Raw genomic sequence first — 18,721 nt, forward strand, 5'->3', positions numbered from 1 at the left:
TTTCAGGGATGAGGAGGTTTTTTTTATTTCCATGATCCGTGTATCTCATGATTGCAACGGTTAATTTAGGAGGATCAATTTAATGGAGTACAAAGACACTTTACTCATGCCGAAAACCGAGTTTCCGATGCGCGGAAATCTTCCGAACAGGGAACCGGAAATCCAGGCCAAATGGGAAGAAATGAGCATCTACGAAAAAGTTCAGAAACACACAGAAGGGCGTCCGCTTTTCATCCTTCATGATGGACCTCCATATGCTAATGGAGACATCCATATGGGGCATGCACTTAATAAAATTCTCAAAGATTTTATCGTCCGTTATAAATCAATGAGCGGTTTCTGCTCTCCGTATGTTCCAGGCTGGGACACACATGGTTTGCCAATCGAGCAGGCACTCACGAACAAAGGTGTAAAACGCAAGGAAATGACGGTCGCTGAGTTCAGGAAGCTTTGTGAAGAGTATGCTTACGAGCAAATCAACAATCAGCGCGAACAATTCAAGCGTTTAGGTGTAAGAGGTGACTGGGAAAACCCGTACATCACACTGAAACCTGAGTATGAGGCACAGCAAATCAAAGTATTTGGCGACATGGCCAAAAAGGGATACATCTACAAGGGCAAAAAGCCTGTTTACTGGTCACCGTCAAGTGAATCTGCACTTGCAGAAGCTGAGATCGAGTATCAGGATAAGCGTTCTGCATCTATCTATGTTGGCTTCCCTGTTAAAGATGGCAAAGGAGTTCTTGATCAGGATGTTGAAATCATCATCTGGACGACAACTCCATGGACGATTCCTGCCAACCTTGGAATTTCCGTCCATCCTGATTTGATTTACGTTGTGGTAGAAGCTGGCGGAAGGAAATTCCTTGTTGCTGAAGAACTTCTTGAAGCAGTTACGAATGAAATCGGCTGGGAAAATACTTCAACAGTTAAGAAAGTTGCAGGTAAAGAGCTTGAAGGTGTCCTTGCAAAACATCCATTATACGGCCGTGATTCACTAGTTATGCTTGGCGAGCACGTTACGACAGATGCTGGTACAGGATGCGTGCACACTGCTCCAGGACACGGGGAAGATGACTTCCGTGTCGGCCAGAAATACGGCCTTGAAGTTTTATGTCCTGTCGATGATAAGGGTGTTATGACATCTGAAGCAGAAGGCTTTGAAGGATTGTTCTATGATCAGGCAAACAAGCCAATCACAGAAAAGCTTGAGGAAGCTGGTGCTTTACTGAAGCTAAGCTTCATCACACACTCATATCCGCATGACTGGAGAACGAAGAAACCTGTTATCTTCCGTGCTACTGCGCAATGGTTCGCATCCATCAAGGATTTTCGCGGTGAATTGCTAAAAGCTGTTGAAGAAACAAAATGGGTGCCAGCATGGGGAGAAACAAGACTATTCAATATGGTCCGTGACCGCGGTGACTGGTGTATTTCCCGCCAGCGTGCATGGGGTGTTCCAATTCCGGTATTCTTCGCTGAGAATGGAGAAGAAATCATCACGGATGAAACCATCGAGCATGTTTCTAACCTATTCCGTGAGCACGGCTCAAATATCTGGTTTGAAAAAGAAGCAAAGGAATTGCTTCCTGATGGCTTCAGCCATCCTGGCAGCCCTAACGGCAATTTTACAAAAGAAACAGATATCATGGATGTTTGGTTCGACTCTGGATCATCCCACCAGGCGGTGCTTGTAGAGCGTGATGACCTCCAGCGTCCTGCAGACTTGTATCTTGAAGGTTCCGACCAGTATCGGGGCTGGTTCAACTCTTCCTTGTCCACTGCAGTCGCAGTAACAGGCAAGGCGCCTTACAAAGGAGTACTCAGCCATGGTTTCGCACTTGATGGAGAAGGCCGCAAGATGAGTAAATCAATCGGTAACGTTGTCGTTCCTGCGAAGGTCATGAACCAGTTGGGTGCTGACATCCTCCGTTTATGGGTAGCATCTGTTGACTATCAATCAGATGTGCGTGTTTCAGACGCAATCCTTAAGCAGGTTGCCGAAGTTTACCGTAAAATCCGTAACACGTTCAGATTCTTACTTGGCAATCTTTCTGATTTCAACCCTGCAACAGATTCAGTGCCATTTGAGCAGCTCCGCGAAGTTGACCAGTTCATGCTCGTAAAGCTGAATAAATTGATCAAATATGTACGCAATGCTTACGACAATTATGAATTTGCAGGCGTCTACCACGCGGTCAATAACTTCTGTACTCTTGATTTAAGTGCATTCTATCTGGATTTTGCAAAGGATGTCTTATATATCGAAGCTGCAGACAACTCAGAGCGCCGCGCAATCCAGACAGTATTGCACGAGAGTCTGCTTGCATTGGTTAAGCTGACTGCACCGATTCTTTCTCATACAGCAGATGAGGTTTGGGCATTCATTCCTTCAGCTAACGAAGACAGTGTCCAGCTGACTGATATGCCTGAAGCGAAGGAAATCGCAAATTCAGAAGCACTTGAAACTAAGTGGAATGCGTTCATGAAGCTTCGTGACGATGTCCTGAAGGCTCTTGAAGAAGCAAGGAACGAGAAAGTCATCGGTAAGTCGCTGACTGCGAAGGTTTCATTATACGTAAACGACAGCACAAAAGAACTTCTGGATTCAATCTCTGAAAACTTAAGCCAGCTGTTCATTGTTTCAGGCTTCGAAGTGGCGGGAAGCTATGACCAAGCTCCAGACGATGCGATCAAGTTTGACAGTGCAGCGATTGTTGTTACAAAAGCTGAAGGTGAAACATGTGAAAGATGCTGGGTTGTTACACCAGAAGTCGGCAAAGTTGAAGAACATCCAACACTATGTGAACGATGTGCAACTGTGGTAAAAGAGAATTACTAAAATGCAAAATGAAACTCCGGGTTTATGCCCGGAGTTTTTTCTATGTGTGCCAATTATCATCGAGGTTGGGAAATCCTGCAGTACATGTAAAAAGTTTAGCTGATTCAGCAAATTTTTGCGGGAAATAATAGCTGTAAACAGGAACGGGGGCAGATACATGGAAGGTAATCTTGATTACATTTACAATGAGCTCCGCGAAACGAGAACAGAATTGTTAGCGTACCTGAATCACGGCAATAAAGATGAGAGGATTTTGCAATACATTGTTGATGAACTAAGCGATATAGAAACAGCATTGGAGAAAATGGAATATGGTGAGTATGGTAAATGTGAAATATCTGGAGAATACCTGCCATACGAGTTTTTGCAGACCATCCCAACAGCAAGGTCAGCGAGTGAATTGGGGCAAATAGAACAATACTGCCGAAAACCGATTTATTCGTGAGTTATGCTGTTATTTCGGTATGGAGGATTTAAAAAGAGATCTCGAATAAATTCTTTATGATGCTGAGGATTGGATTAACTGGAAAAAATCATTGGAAATTTCCAAGTCGCCAATAAAAATGGATTTTCGCCAATAAACAGCTCATTATCGCCAATTAAATAAAATTATTGCCAATAAAATTTGAAAATCGCGAATAAAAAATATTTTTTCGCCAATAAACAATTTTAACACTTCAATTTATGCTAAAATCATCACCCAAAACCGCTGATTTTAATTGAAATTTCTCTGTTATTAGCTGTTTTACCACCTTTCAAAGTCAGTAACATCACTAAAACTTATAATATCTGTCGTTTTTTTAAAAATTAACCTGAATGGACAATTTTCAATTGGAGATTTGTCCAGTTTCCGCACCTAGCTCCTTGAAACGCTTCGGCCCTGCTCTGAAGTCACCTGTTAGGCCCTCCAGCGCTTGTCAGGGCTGATTAGGCGCTTGCGCTTTTCCTGATATGTGCTAAAATTCAAAGGTAATGAATGTTGTGGATGTGGAGGTTACCTTTGTGTTTTATTACATAATTGCGCTGTTTGTTATCTTGCTTGACCAGCTTACTAAATGGTTTATTGTTAAAAACATGGAGCTTGGAGAGAGCATAAAGGTCATAGAGAACTTTTTGTATATCACTTCGCACCGCAACCGTGGTGCTGCTTGGGGAATTCTGCAGGGACAAATGTGGTTCTTCTATGTCATTACCATCATAGTGATTATTGGCCTTGTCATTTATATTCAAAAGGCAGCTAAAGGTAAGCTGCTGCTAGGTGTTTCGCTTGGTTTTATGCTGGGCGGGGCGATTGGGAATTTTATCGACAGGGTATACCGAAAAGAAGTGGTGGATTTCATCAACACATATATTTTCGGATACGATTTCCCTATCTTCAATATCGCGGATTCTGCGCTGGTGATCGGTGTAGGATTGTTGATGATTGACATGATCAGGGAAGAGAGAGAGGCGAAAAGAAAAGCTTATGGAGAAAATGGAACACATCATCAGTGAGGAACAGGCTGGTGACAGAATAGATAAAGTAGTTTCGACACTTGATGCAGAATGGTCGAGGAGCCAGGTGCAGCAATGGATCAAGGATGGCAACGTTCTTGTTAATGGAGCTAAAATTAAAACAAATTATAAATGCAGCTTGAATGACAAGCTTGAAATCAACATTCCAGAGCCTGAAGTGTTAGATGTAATTGCTGAGGAAATGGACCTTGAGATTTTTTATGAGGACGCAGATGTTCTTGTTGTGAACAAGCCTAAGGGAATGGTCGTCCATCCTGCACCAGGACATATGACAGGGACGCTTGTTAACGGTTTGATGGCGCATTGCAAGGATTTGTCAGGCATTAATGGCGTGCTCCGTCCAGGTATCGTTCATAGGATTGATAAGGACACATCTGGACTTTTGATGGTAGCTAAAAATGATATGTCACACGAAAGCCTGGTGAACCAGCTAGTAGCCAAAACAGTTACTCGCAAGTACAGTGCGCTCGTACATGGAAATATCCAGCATGATCATGGTACAATCGACGCTCCGCTTGGACGTGACCAGAAAGACCGCCAGAGTATGACAGTAGTTGATAATGGCAAAAATGCTGTCACACATTTTAATGTTATCGATCGTTTTAAGGACTTTACATTTGTTGAGTGTCAGCTTGAAACAGGCAGGACACACCAAATTCGTGTTCATATGAAATACATCGGCTATCCGCTGGCCGGAGACCCAAAATACGGTCCGAAAAAGACTCTTGATATTGGCGGACAGGCATTGCATGCTGGTGTGCTTGGTTTTGAGCACCCAAGGACAGGGGAGTATCTCGAGTTTGAAGCTCCGCTGCCCGAGTATTTCGTAAAGCTTTTAAATGATTTAAGAGAAAATCGTTGACAAAGTTCAACATGTATTTTAAGATGACTATAGTTTAATAAGTCCTTTAAAGACAGTCCCGTGAGGCTGAGAAGGAAACGGATTTGCAACAGGCATATTTTGTATGCCCTGCTGCATACTAACACCACACGTTTACCCTCTTGCCGAATCAGGTAAGAGGGTTTTTTAATGGTCCGTTTTCAAACCATAGACAGAGAAGGAGTGAAAACAAATGGCTGAAAAAGCGGTTGTGCTCGACAACCAGGGAATCCGCAGGGCACTGACGAGGATTGCCCATGAAATCATTGAAAGAAACAAGGGGATCGAAGACTGCGTGCTGGTCGGTATCCGCACCAGAGGAATTTATATCGCCAAAAGGCTGGCGGAAAGAATCCGCGAAATCGAAGGAGCGGAAATGCCAGTAGGAGAGCTGGATATCACCCTGTATCGCGATGACTTGACGAAGAAGACGAATGACCAGGAGCCGGAGGTAAAAGGCTCGGATATTCCAGTCGACATCTCGAATAAAAAGGTGATCCTGGTAGATGATGTCCTTTATACAGGCAGGACAGTCCGTGCAGGTATGGATGCTTTGATTGATATCGGCCGGCCGGCGACAATCCAGCTTGCAGTACTGGTCGACAGAGGACACAGGGAGCTGCCGATCCGGGCAGACTTTGTAGGGAAGAACATCCCGACATCAAGCTCGGAACGAATCGTCGTTGAACTGCAGGAAGTAGATGAAGAAGAACGCGTAACCATTTTTGAAAAATAAATAGTGCCCTTTTAATAGCAGTCCAGAGAGGCTGAAAAGGGGGGAGCGCATGGCTGATGGCTTTGTGCGGGCTTTTTACACCCAAACCCTCTTTGCACCTTCTGGCAAAGAGGGTTTTTGTTTTAGATAAAGAGAGGGGAATATAAATGAACAAGCCAATCCTAGATATTAAAGATGTACCATCACCATTCCAATGGTTCACACTTAGTCTTCAGCACTTATTCGCCATGTTTGGCGCGACAATCCTTGTACCTTACCTGGTCGGCTTAAGCCCGGCAATCGCTTTGATATCAAGCGGACTTGGGACGATAGCTTTCCTGATCATCACAAAATTCCAGGTTCCAGCTTACCTTGGATCATCCTTCGCTTTCATTGCTCCTGTCATAGCAGCCAAAGCGGGCGGCGGACCGGGTGCCGCGATGATCGGGACATTCCTTGCCGGACTTGTTTATGGAGTTGTAGCCCTAATCATCAAGAAGGCAGGCTACCGCTGGATCATGCGCCTGCTGCCACCAGTCGTAGTCGGCCCAGTCATCATTGTAATCGGACTGTCACTGGCAGGAACAGCGGTCAGCATGGCGATGAATGTCCCTGGAACTACTGAGTACAGCTTGATTCATTTCTCAGCGGCTTTAGTAACGCTAGCAGCTACAATTGTCTTCTCGATATATGGTAAGGGAATGCTCAGCATGGTACCAATCCTTGCTGGAATCATTGTCGGATATCTATACTCAATGGCAATAGGCATTGTAGATTTCAGCGGAGTCAGAGAAGCAGATATTTTTGAGATGCCGGACTTTATCTTCCCATTCGTTCATTACAATGTAAGTATCAGCTGGGAAATCGTCATGCTGATGGTTCCAGTAGCAATCGTTACATTGTCAGAGCATATCGGCCACCAGCTTGTACTGAGCAAGGTTGTCGGCAGAGACTATATTAAAGAGCCGGGCCTTCATCGCTCCATCATGGGTGACGGAATGGCCACGATGATTTCAGGCTTGATTGGCGGACCGCCAAAGACAACTTACGGTGAAAACATCGGTGTCCTAGCAATTACTAGAGTATATAGCGTGTATGTCCTGCTTGGAGCAGCCATCATCGCGACAGTATTCGGATTCATCGGTAAAATTACGGCATTGATCAGCTCTATCCCAACACCGGTTATGGGCGGCGTCTCAATCCTGTTGTTCGGAATCATCGCTTCATCAGGTTTGAGAATGCTTGTTGACAGCAAAATCGACTTTGGCAATACAAGAAACCTTGTCGTCTCATCGGTTATCCTGGTAATTGGGATTGGCGGAGCATTCATTAAGTTAAATGAAAACTTTGAAATACATGGCATGGCTTTAGCAGCCTTAATTGGTGTCATCCTGAACCTCGTCCTGCCTGGACGCCCGGAAATTGAAGAAGATATGTTTGAAGAGGAAACTGAAAATAAAACTGAGCAAAAGAACGATGTAGCATAGTACCACCTTTTAATAAAGTCCAGAGAGGCTTAGAAGGGTGTTATGAGCGAACCGGCCTATTCAAGATGCATGCAAACCCGAGAATTCAGGGTTTATGCCTGCCGGCAAGCTCATAATTAAGCACCCTGTTGAACAGAAAACAGGGTGCTTTTTTTCTTGCAAAATAGAAGGGAGGATATGTCATGAAATGGGATTTACTGACGACATCACAGCTTAGTACAAAGGAAATACAGGGAATTATTCTATCTGCCAGTGGATTTGCCAGTGGGAAGACCTGGCAGCCGAAAGAAAAGCTTTTCATCAGCAATTTATTTTACGAACCAAGCACTAGGACAAAATCCAGCTTTGAAATGGCTGAACGAAAGCTGGGACTTGAGGTAATCCCGTTCGAGGTCCAGACATCCAGTGTACTGAAAGGTGAGACATTGTACGACACTGTAAAAACACTCGAAGCGATCGGCACCGACGCAATCGTCATCAGGCATAGTGCAGACAGTTATTTTTCTGAACTTGAAAAAGGCATTAGGATTCCAATCATCAATGCCGGCGACGGAAAAGGACATCATCCAACTCAATCATTGCTTGACCTAATGACAATCCAGCAAGAATTCGGAAGTTTTACCGGGCTTACTGTCACGATCATCGGTGATATCCTCCATAGCCGTGTTGCGAGGTCTAATGCTGATGCACTCGTGAGACTGGGAGCAACAGTGATTTTTTCAGGACCTGAGGATTGGGTGGATCAAAATCAGCTTCCTGCTGGCAGCTGCTATATGTCAGTAGACGAGGCGGTCGAGTTGGCAGATGTAGTCATGCTCCTTCGTGTCCAGCATGAACGACATGATGGCAAGCTCCTGTTTGATAATAACGAGTACCACCGAAACTATGGATTAACGCTTGAAAGAGAACGGCTGATGAAAAAGGGAAGTATCATCCTCCATCCTGCACCAGTCAACCGTGGCGTCGAAATCGCAGATGAACTAGTTGAAAGTCCAAAATCACGGATTTTCAAACAAATGGAAAATGGTGTGTACATTAGAATGGCAGTGTTAAAAAGAGCACTTGAAAATAGGAACGGAGGAATGAAAAATGACAATGTTGATCAAAAATGGCAGATTGCTTACTGAAACAGGATTTGAAGTAACAGATATTTTTATAGAAGACGGAAAAATTGCTGGGATCGGATCTGGATTATCAACTGATGCTGAGCAAGTTATTGATGCTGAAGGAAAGCTGGTTGCACCAGGCTTTGTAGACCTGCATGTCCACTTGCGCGAACCAGGCGGGGAGAAAAAAGAAACGATTGCTACTGGTACGCTCGCCGCAGCAAGGGGCGGATTTACTACAGTTGCAGCAATGCCGAATACTAGACCTGTTCCGGATTCAAAAGAACAAATGGAATGGCTTCAGAAAAAAATACAGGAAACAGCTTCAGTAAGAGTTCTGCCATATGCGTCGATTACAGTACGTGAACTAGGCCAGGAGCTGACGAATTTTGCAGATTTGAAAGAATCCGGAGCTTTCGCCCTGACTGATGACGGTGTGGGAGTCCAGTCAGCCGGAATGATGCTTGAGGCAATGAAAAGGGCTGCACAGCTTGATATGGCAATCGTCGCTCATTGCGAAGACAACACATTGATCAATAAAGGTTCTCTCCATGAGGGAAGAAAAGCTGCTGAACTGGGAATCAACGGTATCCCGTCAGTGTGTGAATCTGTACATATAGCAAGGGACATCCTGCTCGCGGAAGAGGCAGACTGCCACTACCATGTCTGCCATATCAGCACGAAAGAATCGGTCAGAGCAGTCCGGGACGCCAAGAGATATGGCATAAAGGTCACAGCAGAGGTTACACCGCATCATTTACTTTTAAATGAAGATGACATAACCGAAAATGATGCCAACTATAAAATGAATCCACCGCTAAGAAGCAAGGCAGACCAGGAGGCATTGATCGAAGGGCTGCTGGACGGGACAATCGATTTTATCGCCACTGACCACGCACCGCATACAATCGAGGAGAAAGCAGAAGGAATCCAGCTAGCACCTTTTGGGATTGTCGGACTTGAGACAGCATTCCCGCTCTTATATACACATTTGGTCAAAACAGACATCATTACCTTAGAACAGTTGCTTGAGTTTTTGACAGTCAAACCCGCGAAATCATTCGGACTGCCTTATGGAGAACTAAAGGCTGGTGCACCAGCAGATGTCGTATTGATTGATCTTGATGAAGAAAAAGAAATCAATCCAGATGAATTTTTATCAAAAGGAAAAAATACACCATTTGCAGGCTGGAGCTGCAAGGGATGGCCTGTGCTGACGATTGTTGAAGGAAAAATTGTCTGGGAAAAGGGAGTTGTGACGGCATGAAAAAACAGTTGATCTTGGAAGACGGCACGGTATTTATTGGAGAAGGCTTTGGCAGTGAAACGGCGACGATGGGGGAAGTGGTTTTCAACACAGGAATGACTGGATACCAGGAAATCCTGTCAGATCCATCCTACTGCGGACAAATTGTGACACTGACATATCCGCTAATTGGGAATTATGGAATCAACAGGGATGATTTTGAATCGATCAGTCCTGCTGTCCATGGTCTCGTCGTAAAGGAAAATGCTGAATTTCCATCCAACTGGCGCTCAGAACTTTCTTTGGATGCTTATCTTAAAATGAAAAACATTCCGGGAATCGCTGGAATCGATACTAGAAAGCTGACAAAAATCATTCGTAAGCATGGAACCTTGAAGGGTACAATTTGCGGGATCGAAGAAAATCCCGAGGGAATTATTGAAGCTCTTAAAAACAAAACCCTGCCAAACAATCAGGTCATGCAAGTATCTACGAAAACAGCTTATCCGAGTCCAGGTCGCGGCCACAGGGTGGTCCTGGTCGATTTTGGCCTGAAGCATGGGATTTTGAGAGAGCTGAATGACAGGAACTGTGATGTCATTGTCGTCCCTTACAATACGACTGCCCAAGAAATTCTTAGCCTCAGTCCTGATGGGATCATGCTATCAAATGGACCTGGGGACCCGAAAGATGTTCCCGAAGCAATCGAAATGATCAAAGGTTTGCTAGGCAAGGTTCCTTTGTTCGGGATCTGTCTCGGCCATCAGCTGTTCGCACTCGCCTGTGGTGCAAATACAGAGAAAATGAAATTCGGGCATCGCGGCTCAAACCATCCCGTAAAGGATTTACGAACAGGGAAAGTAGCGCTGACCTCGCAAAACCATGGATATACCGTTACTGAAGGCTCTGTCTCAGGGACCGAGCTTGAGGTTACGCATATAGCATTGAATGATGGAACGATTGAGGGTCTTGCCCATAAAACGGCTGCAGCATTCACTGTCCAATATCACCCGGAAGCATCACCAGGACCAGAAGATGCGAACGGTTTATTCAACCAATTCCTTGAGCTAGTTGAAGCAGAAAAAAAGGAGGCTGTCACAAATGCCAAAGCGTAAAGATGTTAACAGTATATTAGTCATTGGGTCAGGCCCAATCATCATCGGCCAGGCGGCAGAATTCGATTATGCAGGAACACAGGCATGCATCGCGCTGCGTGAAGAAGGCTATAAGGTGATCCTCGTTAACTCGAATCCTGCAACCATCATGACTGACACGGAAATCGCAGATGTCGTATATATAGAACCTCTTACCCTTGAGTTTGTGGCAAGGATCATCCGAAAGGAGCGTCCGGATGCCATCCTTCCTACTCTGGGTGGACAAACAGGATTGAACCTGGCTGTTGAACTTGCCAAAGCAGGAGTATTGGAGGAATGCGACGTCGAAATCCTCGGTACAAAGCTTGATGCAATCAACCAGGCAGAAGACAGGGAGCTGTTCAGAAGCCTTATGAATGAGCTTGGCCAGCCTGTCCCTGACAGCGACATCATCCACAACCTTGAAGAGGCCTATACATTTGTGGAGAGAGTCGGATATCCAGTGATTGTCCGCCCTGCATTTACGATGGGAGGAACCGGCGGCGGGATCTGCAGCAACGAGAAAGAGTTGATTGAGATTGTTACAAGCGGTATTAAAAACAGTCCAGTCGGTCAATGCTTGCTAGAAAAAAGTATTGCCGGGTTCAAGGAAATTGAATATGAAGTCATGCGTGACAGCAATGACAACGCCATTGTAGTCTGCAATATGGAAAACTTTGATCCGGTCGGTGTCCATACAGGAGATTCCATCGTAGTGGCGCCGAGCCAGACATTGAGTGACCGGGAATATCAGCTGCTAAGGAATGCCAGCCTGAAAATCATCAGGGCCCTAAAAATCGAAGGCGGCTGCAATGTTCAGCTTGCGCTCGATCCAGACAGCTTTAACTATTATGTAATCGAAGTAAATCCGCGTGTCAGCCGTTCCTCAGCGTTAGCTTCAAAAGCGACAGGATACCCAATTGCCAAGCTTGCAGCGAAAATCGCTGTAGGATTGACTCTTGATGAAATGCTGAATCCGGTTACGGGAAAAACATATGCCTGCTTCGAGCCTGCTCTTGATTATGTTGTAACAAAAATCCCGCGCTGGCCATTTGACAAGTTCGAATCCGCGAACCGTACACTTGGAACACAAATGAAAGCAACCGGTGAAGTTATGGCAATTGGGCGTACTTTTGAAGAGTCACTGCTAAAAGCGATTCGTTCGTTAGAAGCCGATGTGATCCACCTGTCATTGAATAACCAAAGCGAAATCGATGATGAATTGCTTGAAAAGAGAATTCGCAAAGCTGGTGACGAGAGATTATTTTACCTAGCAGAGGCAATCAGAAGAGGCATTTCGATTGGAACTCTACACACCTGGAGCAGGATCGATTTATTCTTCCTTCATAAATTAGAGAGATTAATAGCCTTTGAGCAAGAGATTGCTGATAAGAAGTTTGACTTTGAAACAGCCAAGTCAGCAAAGAGAAAAGGGTTTGCCGATAAAGTTATAGCCAATCTTTGGAATGTGCAAGAACAGGAAGTATACCAGTGGAGGCTCGAGAACAGTCTGATCCCTGTATTTAAGACGGTCGATACTTGTGCCGCTGAGTTCGAATCAGAAACGCCATACTTCTATAGCACATATGAAGAAGAAAATGAATCAGTAGTGACAGAAAGAAAAAGCGTCATTGTACTGGGCTCTGGGCCAATCAGGATCGGACAGGGAATCGAGTTCGATTACGCAACCGTTCATTCCGTAAAAGCCATCAAAGAAGCAGGTTACGAGGCGATCATCGTCAATAACAATCCTGAAACAGTCTCTACCGATTTTAGCATTTCTGATAAATTGTACTTCGAACCGTTAACGATTGAGGATGTCATGAACATTATCAATCTTGAAAAGCCAATTGGTGCAGTAGTTCAATTCGGCGGGCAAACTGCGATAAACCTCGCTTCAAAGCTTGTTGACAGGGGAGTGAAAATCCTGGGAACAAGTCTTGAAGATCTGGATCGAGCTGAGGACCGCGACAAGTTTGAGCATGCACTATCCGACCTCCAAATCCCGCTGCCAAAGGGAAGTACAGCAAAATCAGTGCAAGAAGCAGCGTTGATAGCATCAGAAATCGGCTACCCCGTCCTGGTACGTCCATCCTATGTACTCGGGGGCAGGGCCATGGAGATTGTCTATAAGGAAGAAGAACTTCTGCACTATATGAAAAATGCCGTAAAAGTGAATCCGGAATATCCTGTGCTGATCGACCGATATCTGACAGGGAAAGAAGTAGAGGTCGATGCGATTTCCGATGGCGAAAATGTATTAATACCGGGAATCATGGAGCATATCGAAAGAGCAGGGGTCCATTCGGGAGATTCAATTGGTGTGTATCCACCTCAAAGTCTCAGCGAGGAAGTAAAACAAAAGCTCGTAAACTATACGATCGATCTGGCTAGAGGATTGAACATTGTCGGGTTGCTTAATATTCAGTATGTCATTGCAAATGAAGAAGTCTATGTGCTCGAAGTGAACCCGCGCTCCAGCCGCACAGTGCCTTTCCTGAGCAAGATCACGAATGTTCCGATGGCAAAAATTGCGACAAAGGTGATCCTTGGCCAAAGCTTGAAAGCACAGGGATATGAAACAGGTTTGGTTCCTGAACAAGAGGGAGTCTATGTTAAAGTACCAGTCTTCTCTTTTGAAAAATTGCGCCGGGTAGACATTACGCTCGGACCAGAAATGAAATCCACCGGGGAAGTTATGGGGAAGGATACGACACTTGAGAAAGCCTTGTATAAAGGGATGATAGCTGCTGGTATGAAAATTAAGGAATTCGGCACCGTCCTCCTTACAGTTGCAGATAAGGATAAAGAAGAAACTTTGGCACTTGCGAAGAGATTCTCGAACATTGGCTATCAATTGATGGCGACTGAAGGTACAGCCAAATACCTGGAGACTGCCGGCATTAAGGTGAAAACTGTCGGAAAGATCGGCTCTGAAGGCCCGAATTTGATTGATGTGATCCGAAAAGGGGAAGCACAGATGGTCATCAATACGCTGACAAAAGGCAAACAGCCAGAACGTGATGGATTCAGGATCCGCCGTGAATCTGTGGAAAATGGTGTGCCATGCCTGACTTCACTGGATACAGCTAAAGCGATATTAAGAGTCATTGAATCTATGACATTTTCAGCGGATGCCCTCAAGCCGATGGCGCAGGCCAAAGAAGGTGTGCTTATATGATCAGGCAGGAAAACTGCAGGATAGTCAGCAACAGACAAATTGCAGATAACATTTTTGAACTAGTTCTGGACGGTGATCTTTCCGCTGAAATGACACAGGCCGGTCAGTTTGTCCATGTGAAGGTGGCAGACGGATTCGACCCGCTGTTGCGCAGGCCGATCAGCATCGCATCTATCAATGATGGATCATTCACAATTATTTACCGAAGGCAGGGAAAAGGCACTTCCCTGCTTGCCGATAAATCAACAGGAATTACGGTCGATGTCCTGGGACCGCTGGGCAACGGCTTTCCGGTAGATGAAGCAAAGCCGGGACAGACAGCTGTCCTGGTTGGCGGTGGCGTCGGTGTTCCTCCCATGTATGAGCTGGCTAAGCAGCTGGCCCGTAAAGGAGTGAACGTCGTTAGCATTATCGGATTCCAGTCATTTAGCGCTGTTTTTTACGAAAAAGAGCTAGCTGAATTAGGGGAAGTTTATGTGGCCACTGTAGACGGATCATATGGAAGAAAAGGATTTGTCACTGATATTCTTGATGGTTTAGCGGTCCAAGCGGATATTGTCTTTGCTTGCGGCCCGACTCCAATGCTGCGGGCAATCGAGAATGGAAATTATGCACCGAAAACCTATTTGTCGCTAGAAGAGCGGATGGGATGCGGAATTGGCGCTTGCTTTGCATGTGTCTGCCATACGCAAGATGACCCAAAAGGCTTCTCATATAAAAAGGTCTGCAGCGATGGACCAGTTTTCCAGGCAGGGGAGGTTGTCATATGAGTTTGCTATCGATCCAGCTGCCAGGGCTCAATTTGAAGAACCCTGTAATGCCGGCTTCAGGTTGCTTTGGTTTTGGGCGAGAGTTCAGCCAATTATATGATTTGAGTAGGCTTGGGGCAATCATGGTAAAAGCGACAACTCCAGAACCACGATTCGGAAATCCCACTCCAAGGGTTGCCGAGACGTCCGGCGGGATGTTGAATGCGATTGGCCTGCAAAACCCTGGACTTGAGAAAGTCTTCAATGAAGAGCTTCCATGGCTTGAGCAGTTTGATGTGCCAATCATTGCGAACATTGCTGGTTCAACGGAGGATGATTACGTAAAGGTAGCAGAACAATTGTCTAAGGCTCCGAATGTCCATGCACTTGAATTGAACATTTCCTGTCCTAATGTAAAAACAGGCGGGATTGCATTTGGTACGGATCCGGAGATGGCCAAGGCGCTGACAAGAAAGGTAAAAGAAGTATCTGAAGTGCCTGTATATGTAAAACTTTCTCCGAATGTTACAGACATTGTAAATATCGCCAGGGCAGTTGAGGATGGCGGTGCAGATGGCCTTACGATGATCAACACTTTACTTGGCATGAGAATCGACCTTATGACAGGGCAGCCGATTCTAGCGAATAAAACCGGCGGATTGTCTGGCCCTTCCGTAAAGCCGGTTGCCATCAGGATGATCTATGAAGTCAGCCAGCGCGTATCCATTCCAATAATCGGCATGGGGGGAATACAGTCAGCAGAAGATGTCATCGAGTTTTTCCTTGCCGGTGCGAGTGCTGCTGCTGTAGGAACACAAAACTTTGTAGATCCATATATTTGTCCCAAAATCATAGATGAATTGCCGGAAATAATAGCTAAGCTCGGGGCAGACCATATTTCGGAATTAACGGGAAGGAGCTGGAAGAAGAATGAAAGACTCGCTTATTATCGCCCTTGATTTTCCTGGGAAAAACCAGGTCGTGGAGTTCCTGAAGCCATTTGAGCAGGAACAGTTATTTGTGAAGGTCGGGATGGAGCTCTTCTATTCGGAAGGACCGGCCATTATCGAGGAGTTGAAAAAGCAAGGACACCAAATCTTCCTGGATTTGAAGCTCCACGATATCCCCAATACTGTAAAGAGCTCAATGAAGGTGCTCGCCGGACTGGGATGTGACCTTGTCAATGTACATGCTGCTGGAGGATCTGAGATGATGAGCGCTGCAATAGAGGGCCTGGAATCAGGCACAGCATTTGGACAACAAAGACCTTACTGCATTGCAGTTACCCAGCTCACCAGTACATCTGAAATTCAGGTTAAACAGGAACAACAAATTGGAGTAGGCTTGCAGGAATCGGTATTGAATTATGCGAAACTAGCACAAAGTTCTGGTCTCGATGGGGTGGTTTGTTCCCCGCATGAAGCTGGATTGATTCATGAGCGGTTAGGACCGGATTTTATCACGGTCACCCCGGGCATTCGTCCAGCGGAAAGTGCTCTTCAGGACCAGAAGCGGACAGCAACGCCTGAATTTGCAAGAACGCAAGGTGTATCCGCAATCGTTGTCGGCAGACCGATTACACGTGCTTCAAATCCCCTCGAGAGCTATTTGGCGATCAAAAATGAATGGAAGGGTGTATATCAATGAAAAAAGAAGTAGCAGAAGCATTGCTTGAGATCGAAGCCGTCAGCCTTCAGCCAGAAAATCCATTTACGTGGTCATCTGGATTGAAGTCACCGATATATTGCGACAACCGCCTGACTCTTTCATACCCCGCAGTTCGCAGGAAAGTTGCCGAGGGACTGAAAAACTTGATTTCCGAGCATTTTCCTGAGGCAGAAATGGTCGCCGGTACGGCTACCGCCGGAATCCCGCATGCTGCATGGGTAAGCGAACTACTTGATTTGCCAATGAGCTATGTTCGCTCGAAAGCAAAGGGACACGGAAAAGGGAATCAGATTGAAGGAAAGGTGACCGAAGGCCAGAAGGTTGTCGTGGTTGAAGATCTAATCTCAACTGGAGGAAGCGTCATTGAGGCAGTCCAGGCGTTACGCGAAGCAGGGTGCGATGTAGTCGGGGTTGTAGCGATTTTTACATATGAAATGGAAAAAGGGATACAGCAGTTGGACTCAGCAAATATTTCCGCGTATTCCCTGACCGACTTTACGACTCTTGCAAACCTAGCAGAGGAAAAAGGACTGATCACGAAGGAAAATCTTTACAGCCTGGCAGAATGGCGGAAAAATCCATCTGAATGGGGAACCTCTAAAAATAAATGATCAAAAGCAGCCAATTGGCTGCTTTTTGTATTTTAGAAAAATATGGTTATTATCTCTTGAAATGTGATGGAATAAACTGGTGGGATTTTCTGATAATAACAGGGTGCTAAATTGAAGAATTTATTCGGGATTATTGCAATCATGGCTGGTTTTAGTCTTTTAAGTACTTTTGTCGTTCCAGGTTTAGAAGAAATGTTACAAACCAAGAAGGCTGCGAAACATGTGTTGAAAAATTTGAAGGAACAAAATTACGAAGCAGCATTTGAGGGGATTCATTTTTACGATGTAGCATCTGATTTACCTTCAACCATCCCCTATGAAGAGGGAAAAGGAATCTGGAGCGAGCGGGTGCGGTCTTTAAAAGAGAACGGCACTTATATGGTTGATTACAAAAATCTGTATGTGGAGCTGGATGATACATACCCGGTAGGAAAAGTTGATTTCGTGGTGATGATCAATAGTGAGGAAAAATATATCAGAGATGTCTCCCTATGGTTTGGTTATCATGACAGAAAGTGGGGGCTGGGGAATTTACACCACTATACAGAAATGGAACAAGAGGAAGAATGGGAAAAAGCCCTGAGTGGAAACCTTGCCAAAACAGCAGAATCAGAGATGAGTAGAAGCGTATTCTCAACAGGGTACGCTTTTTCTATCTCGGTGAATAGAATAAACAAAGTTTAAAAACTTATACAGGCAAACCAATTGGCATCCTACTCTATAAGTGTGTTTCAATATAAATATAGACTTTTTCGTATTGCTTGTTTGAAACTGTGAGGCCTTCGGGGCTCATTTTCTCCAGGTTCACAATGCTAAAAGCTAGTGATAATAAAGTAACGGTTTAATTTAAGTAAAGGCAGCAATATTTTTAAAAAAATATATAGTAGGGGGGATAGACTATTGGAACAGGTCATTCAGTTGCTAAAAAACATTGATACGAGTCTCCACTACTATATTAATGAGTTTGGGGCAGCCATTTATATACTATTGTTTTTGATGGTTTACTTTAAAACGGCTTTTGTAATCCTGACATTTTTGCCGGGGGATTCAATGGTCTTCGCAAGCGGCACTCTGGCGGCTACCGGAGATCTGGATTTTAAAAGCTTGTTTATGCTTTTTGTGGCTGCAACTGTATTGGGTGACAGTCAGAATTTCTTCATTGGCAAGCAGCTCGGGAAGTTAAATTCGGAAAACCATTTTCTATACCGTTTAACATCAGATAAATCGATCGGCAAGGCTAAGGATTTTTTATCTGACTATGGAAGGATAGCCATTACCTCCTCACGGTTTGTCCCGCTCATGAGAACCTCTGTCCCATTTGTTTCAGGATATACTGGATATGAATTTAGAACATTCTTAAGCTACAACCTTATTGGAGGACTAATCTGGACGACATTCTGGCTGACAACAGGTTTTATCCTCGGAAATATTCCTTGGGTAGAGGAGAATTTATTCTTTACGCTGATGATGGTCTCTTCAGCGGCATTCATACCCGCTATCATCGGCTTTGTAAAACAGTATAAAAAGAAAAAAGAGGCATTAGCCTGAACCATAAGAGATATAATCGCAGCTGTCAGATAAATGTAGA

The 18,721-nt window shown here is 44.9% G+C and carries 16 protein-coding genes and 1 other annotated feature (1 of these 17 cut by a window edge); all 16 genes read left to right on the plus strand.

The window, feature by feature from the left end; translation table 11 throughout:
* Positions 1–3: a binding site (T-box leader), on the plus strand (it extends 241 nt beyond the left edge of the window).
* A 79-nt stretch (positions 4–82) separates the two neighbouring features.
* The 16 genes from ileS to DYI25_RS02965 all read left to right on the plus strand — a co-directional run bounded on the left by ileS (position 83) and on the right by DYI25_RS02965 (position 18,681).
* Positions 83–2,842: an isoleucine--tRNA ligase gene (gene ileS / locus DYI25_RS02890; RefSeq protein WP_213366790.1), complete on the plus strand. Its 2,760-nt coding sequence runs from the start codon at positions 83–85 to the stop codon at positions 2,840–2,842.
* Positions 2,843–2,999: 157 nt separating this feature from the next.
* A complete protein-coding gene (locus tag DYI25_RS02895; protein ID WP_213366792.1) occupies positions 3,000–3,287 on the plus strand; it encodes a hypothetical protein in 288 nt (95 codons plus the stop codon).
* Positions 3,288–3,844: 557 nt separating this feature from the next.
* The gene (gene lspA / locus DYI25_RS02900; protein WP_213366794.1) at positions 3,845–4,336 is read left to right on the plus strand and encodes a signal peptidase II; all 492 of its coding nucleotides are present in this window, start codon (positions 3,845–3,847) and stop codon (positions 4,334–4,336) included.
* The gene (locus DYI25_RS02905; RefSeq protein WP_213366796.1) at positions 4,308–5,219 is read left to right on the plus strand and encodes an RluA family pseudouridine synthase; all 912 of its coding nucleotides are present in this window, start codon (positions 4,308–4,310) and stop codon (positions 5,217–5,219) included. Before lspA ends, DYI25_RS02905 begins: the two co-directional genes overlap by 29 nt.
* 211 nt (positions 5,220–5,430) lie before the next feature.
* On the plus strand, positions 5,431–5,973 hold the full coding sequence (pyrR, locus tag DYI25_RS02910; RefSeq protein ID WP_213366798.1) for a bifunctional pyr operon transcriptional regulator/uracil phosphoribosyltransferase PyrR: 543 nt from the start codon (positions 5,431–5,433) through the stop codon (positions 5,971–5,973).
* A gap of 146 nt (positions 5,974–6,119) precedes the next feature.
* Positions 6,120–7,439 carry a solute carrier family 23 protein gene (locus DYI25_RS02915; protein ID WP_213366800.1) on the plus strand — a complete coding sequence of 440 codons (1,320 nt, stop codon included), beginning with the start codon at positions 6,120–6,122 and terminating at the stop codon, positions 7,437–7,439.
* 182 nt (positions 7,440–7,621) lie between these two features.
* Positions 7,622–8,566: an aspartate carbamoyltransferase catalytic subunit gene (locus DYI25_RS02920; protein ID WP_213366802.1), complete on the plus strand. Its 945-nt coding sequence runs from the start codon at positions 7,622–7,624 to the stop codon at positions 8,564–8,566.
* Entirely contained in the window at positions 8,529–9,812 is a 1,284-nt protein-coding gene (locus DYI25_RS02925; RefSeq protein ID WP_213366804.1) for a dihydroorotase, read from the plus strand. The genes DYI25_RS02920 and DYI25_RS02925 overlap by 38 nt, the downstream gene beginning before the upstream one ends.
* Positions 9,809–10,906 (plus strand): carbamoyl phosphate synthase small subunit, encoded by a 1,098-nt coding sequence (locus DYI25_RS02930; protein WP_213366806.1) that lies wholly within the window; start codon positions 9,809–9,811, stop codon positions 10,904–10,906. Before DYI25_RS02925 ends, DYI25_RS02930 begins: the two co-directional genes overlap by 4 nt.
* Positions 10,893–14,105 carry a carbamoyl-phosphate synthase large subunit gene (gene carB, locus DYI25_RS02935; RefSeq protein WP_213366808.1) on the plus strand — a complete coding sequence of 1,071 codons (3,213 nt, stop codon included), beginning with the start codon at positions 10,893–10,895 and terminating at the stop codon, positions 14,103–14,105. Before DYI25_RS02930 ends, carB begins: the two co-directional genes overlap by 14 nt.
* Positions 14,105–14,875 carry a dihydroorotate dehydrogenase electron transfer subunit gene (locus tag DYI25_RS02940; RefSeq protein WP_342032505.1) on the plus strand — a complete coding sequence of 257 codons (771 nt, stop codon included), beginning with the start codon at positions 14,105–14,107 and terminating at the stop codon, positions 14,873–14,875. The genes carB and DYI25_RS02940 overlap by 1 nt, the downstream gene beginning before the upstream one ends.
* Positions 14,872–15,813: a dihydroorotate dehydrogenase gene (locus DYI25_RS02945; RefSeq protein ID WP_213366812.1), complete on the plus strand. Its 942-nt coding sequence runs from the start codon at positions 14,872–14,874 to the stop codon at positions 15,811–15,813. The genes DYI25_RS02940 and DYI25_RS02945 overlap by 4 nt, the downstream gene beginning before the upstream one ends.
* Positions 15,785–16,501, plus strand: coding sequence for an orotidine-5'-phosphate decarboxylase (gene pyrF, locus DYI25_RS02950; RefSeq protein ID WP_213366814.1), 717 nt, complete (start codon positions 15,785–15,787; stop codon positions 16,499–16,501). Before DYI25_RS02945 ends, pyrF begins: the two co-directional genes overlap by 29 nt.
* Complete coding sequence (pyrE, locus tag DYI25_RS02955) at positions 16,498–17,133, plus strand: orotate phosphoribosyltransferase (RefSeq protein ID WP_213366816.1); 636 nt, start codon at positions 16,498–16,500, stop codon at positions 17,131–17,133. Before pyrF ends, pyrE begins: the two co-directional genes overlap by 4 nt.
* A 111-nt stretch (positions 17,134–17,244) precedes the next feature.
* Positions 17,245–17,817: a hypothetical protein gene (locus DYI25_RS02960; RefSeq protein WP_213366819.1), complete on the plus strand. Its 573-nt coding sequence runs from the start codon at positions 17,245–17,247 to the stop codon at positions 17,815–17,817.
* A gap of 216 nt (positions 17,818–18,033) precedes the next feature.
* A complete protein-coding gene (locus DYI25_RS02965; protein WP_249745224.1) occupies positions 18,034–18,681 on the plus strand; it encodes a DedA family protein in 648 nt (215 codons plus the stop codon).
* Positions 18,682–18,721 lie beyond the last annotated feature (40 nt).

Origin of the sequence: Mesobacillus boroniphilus, assembly GCF_018424685.1 — a bacterium.
GTDB lineage: Bacteria > Bacillota > Bacilli > Bacillales > Cytobacillaceae > Mesobacillus > Mesobacillus boroniphilus_A.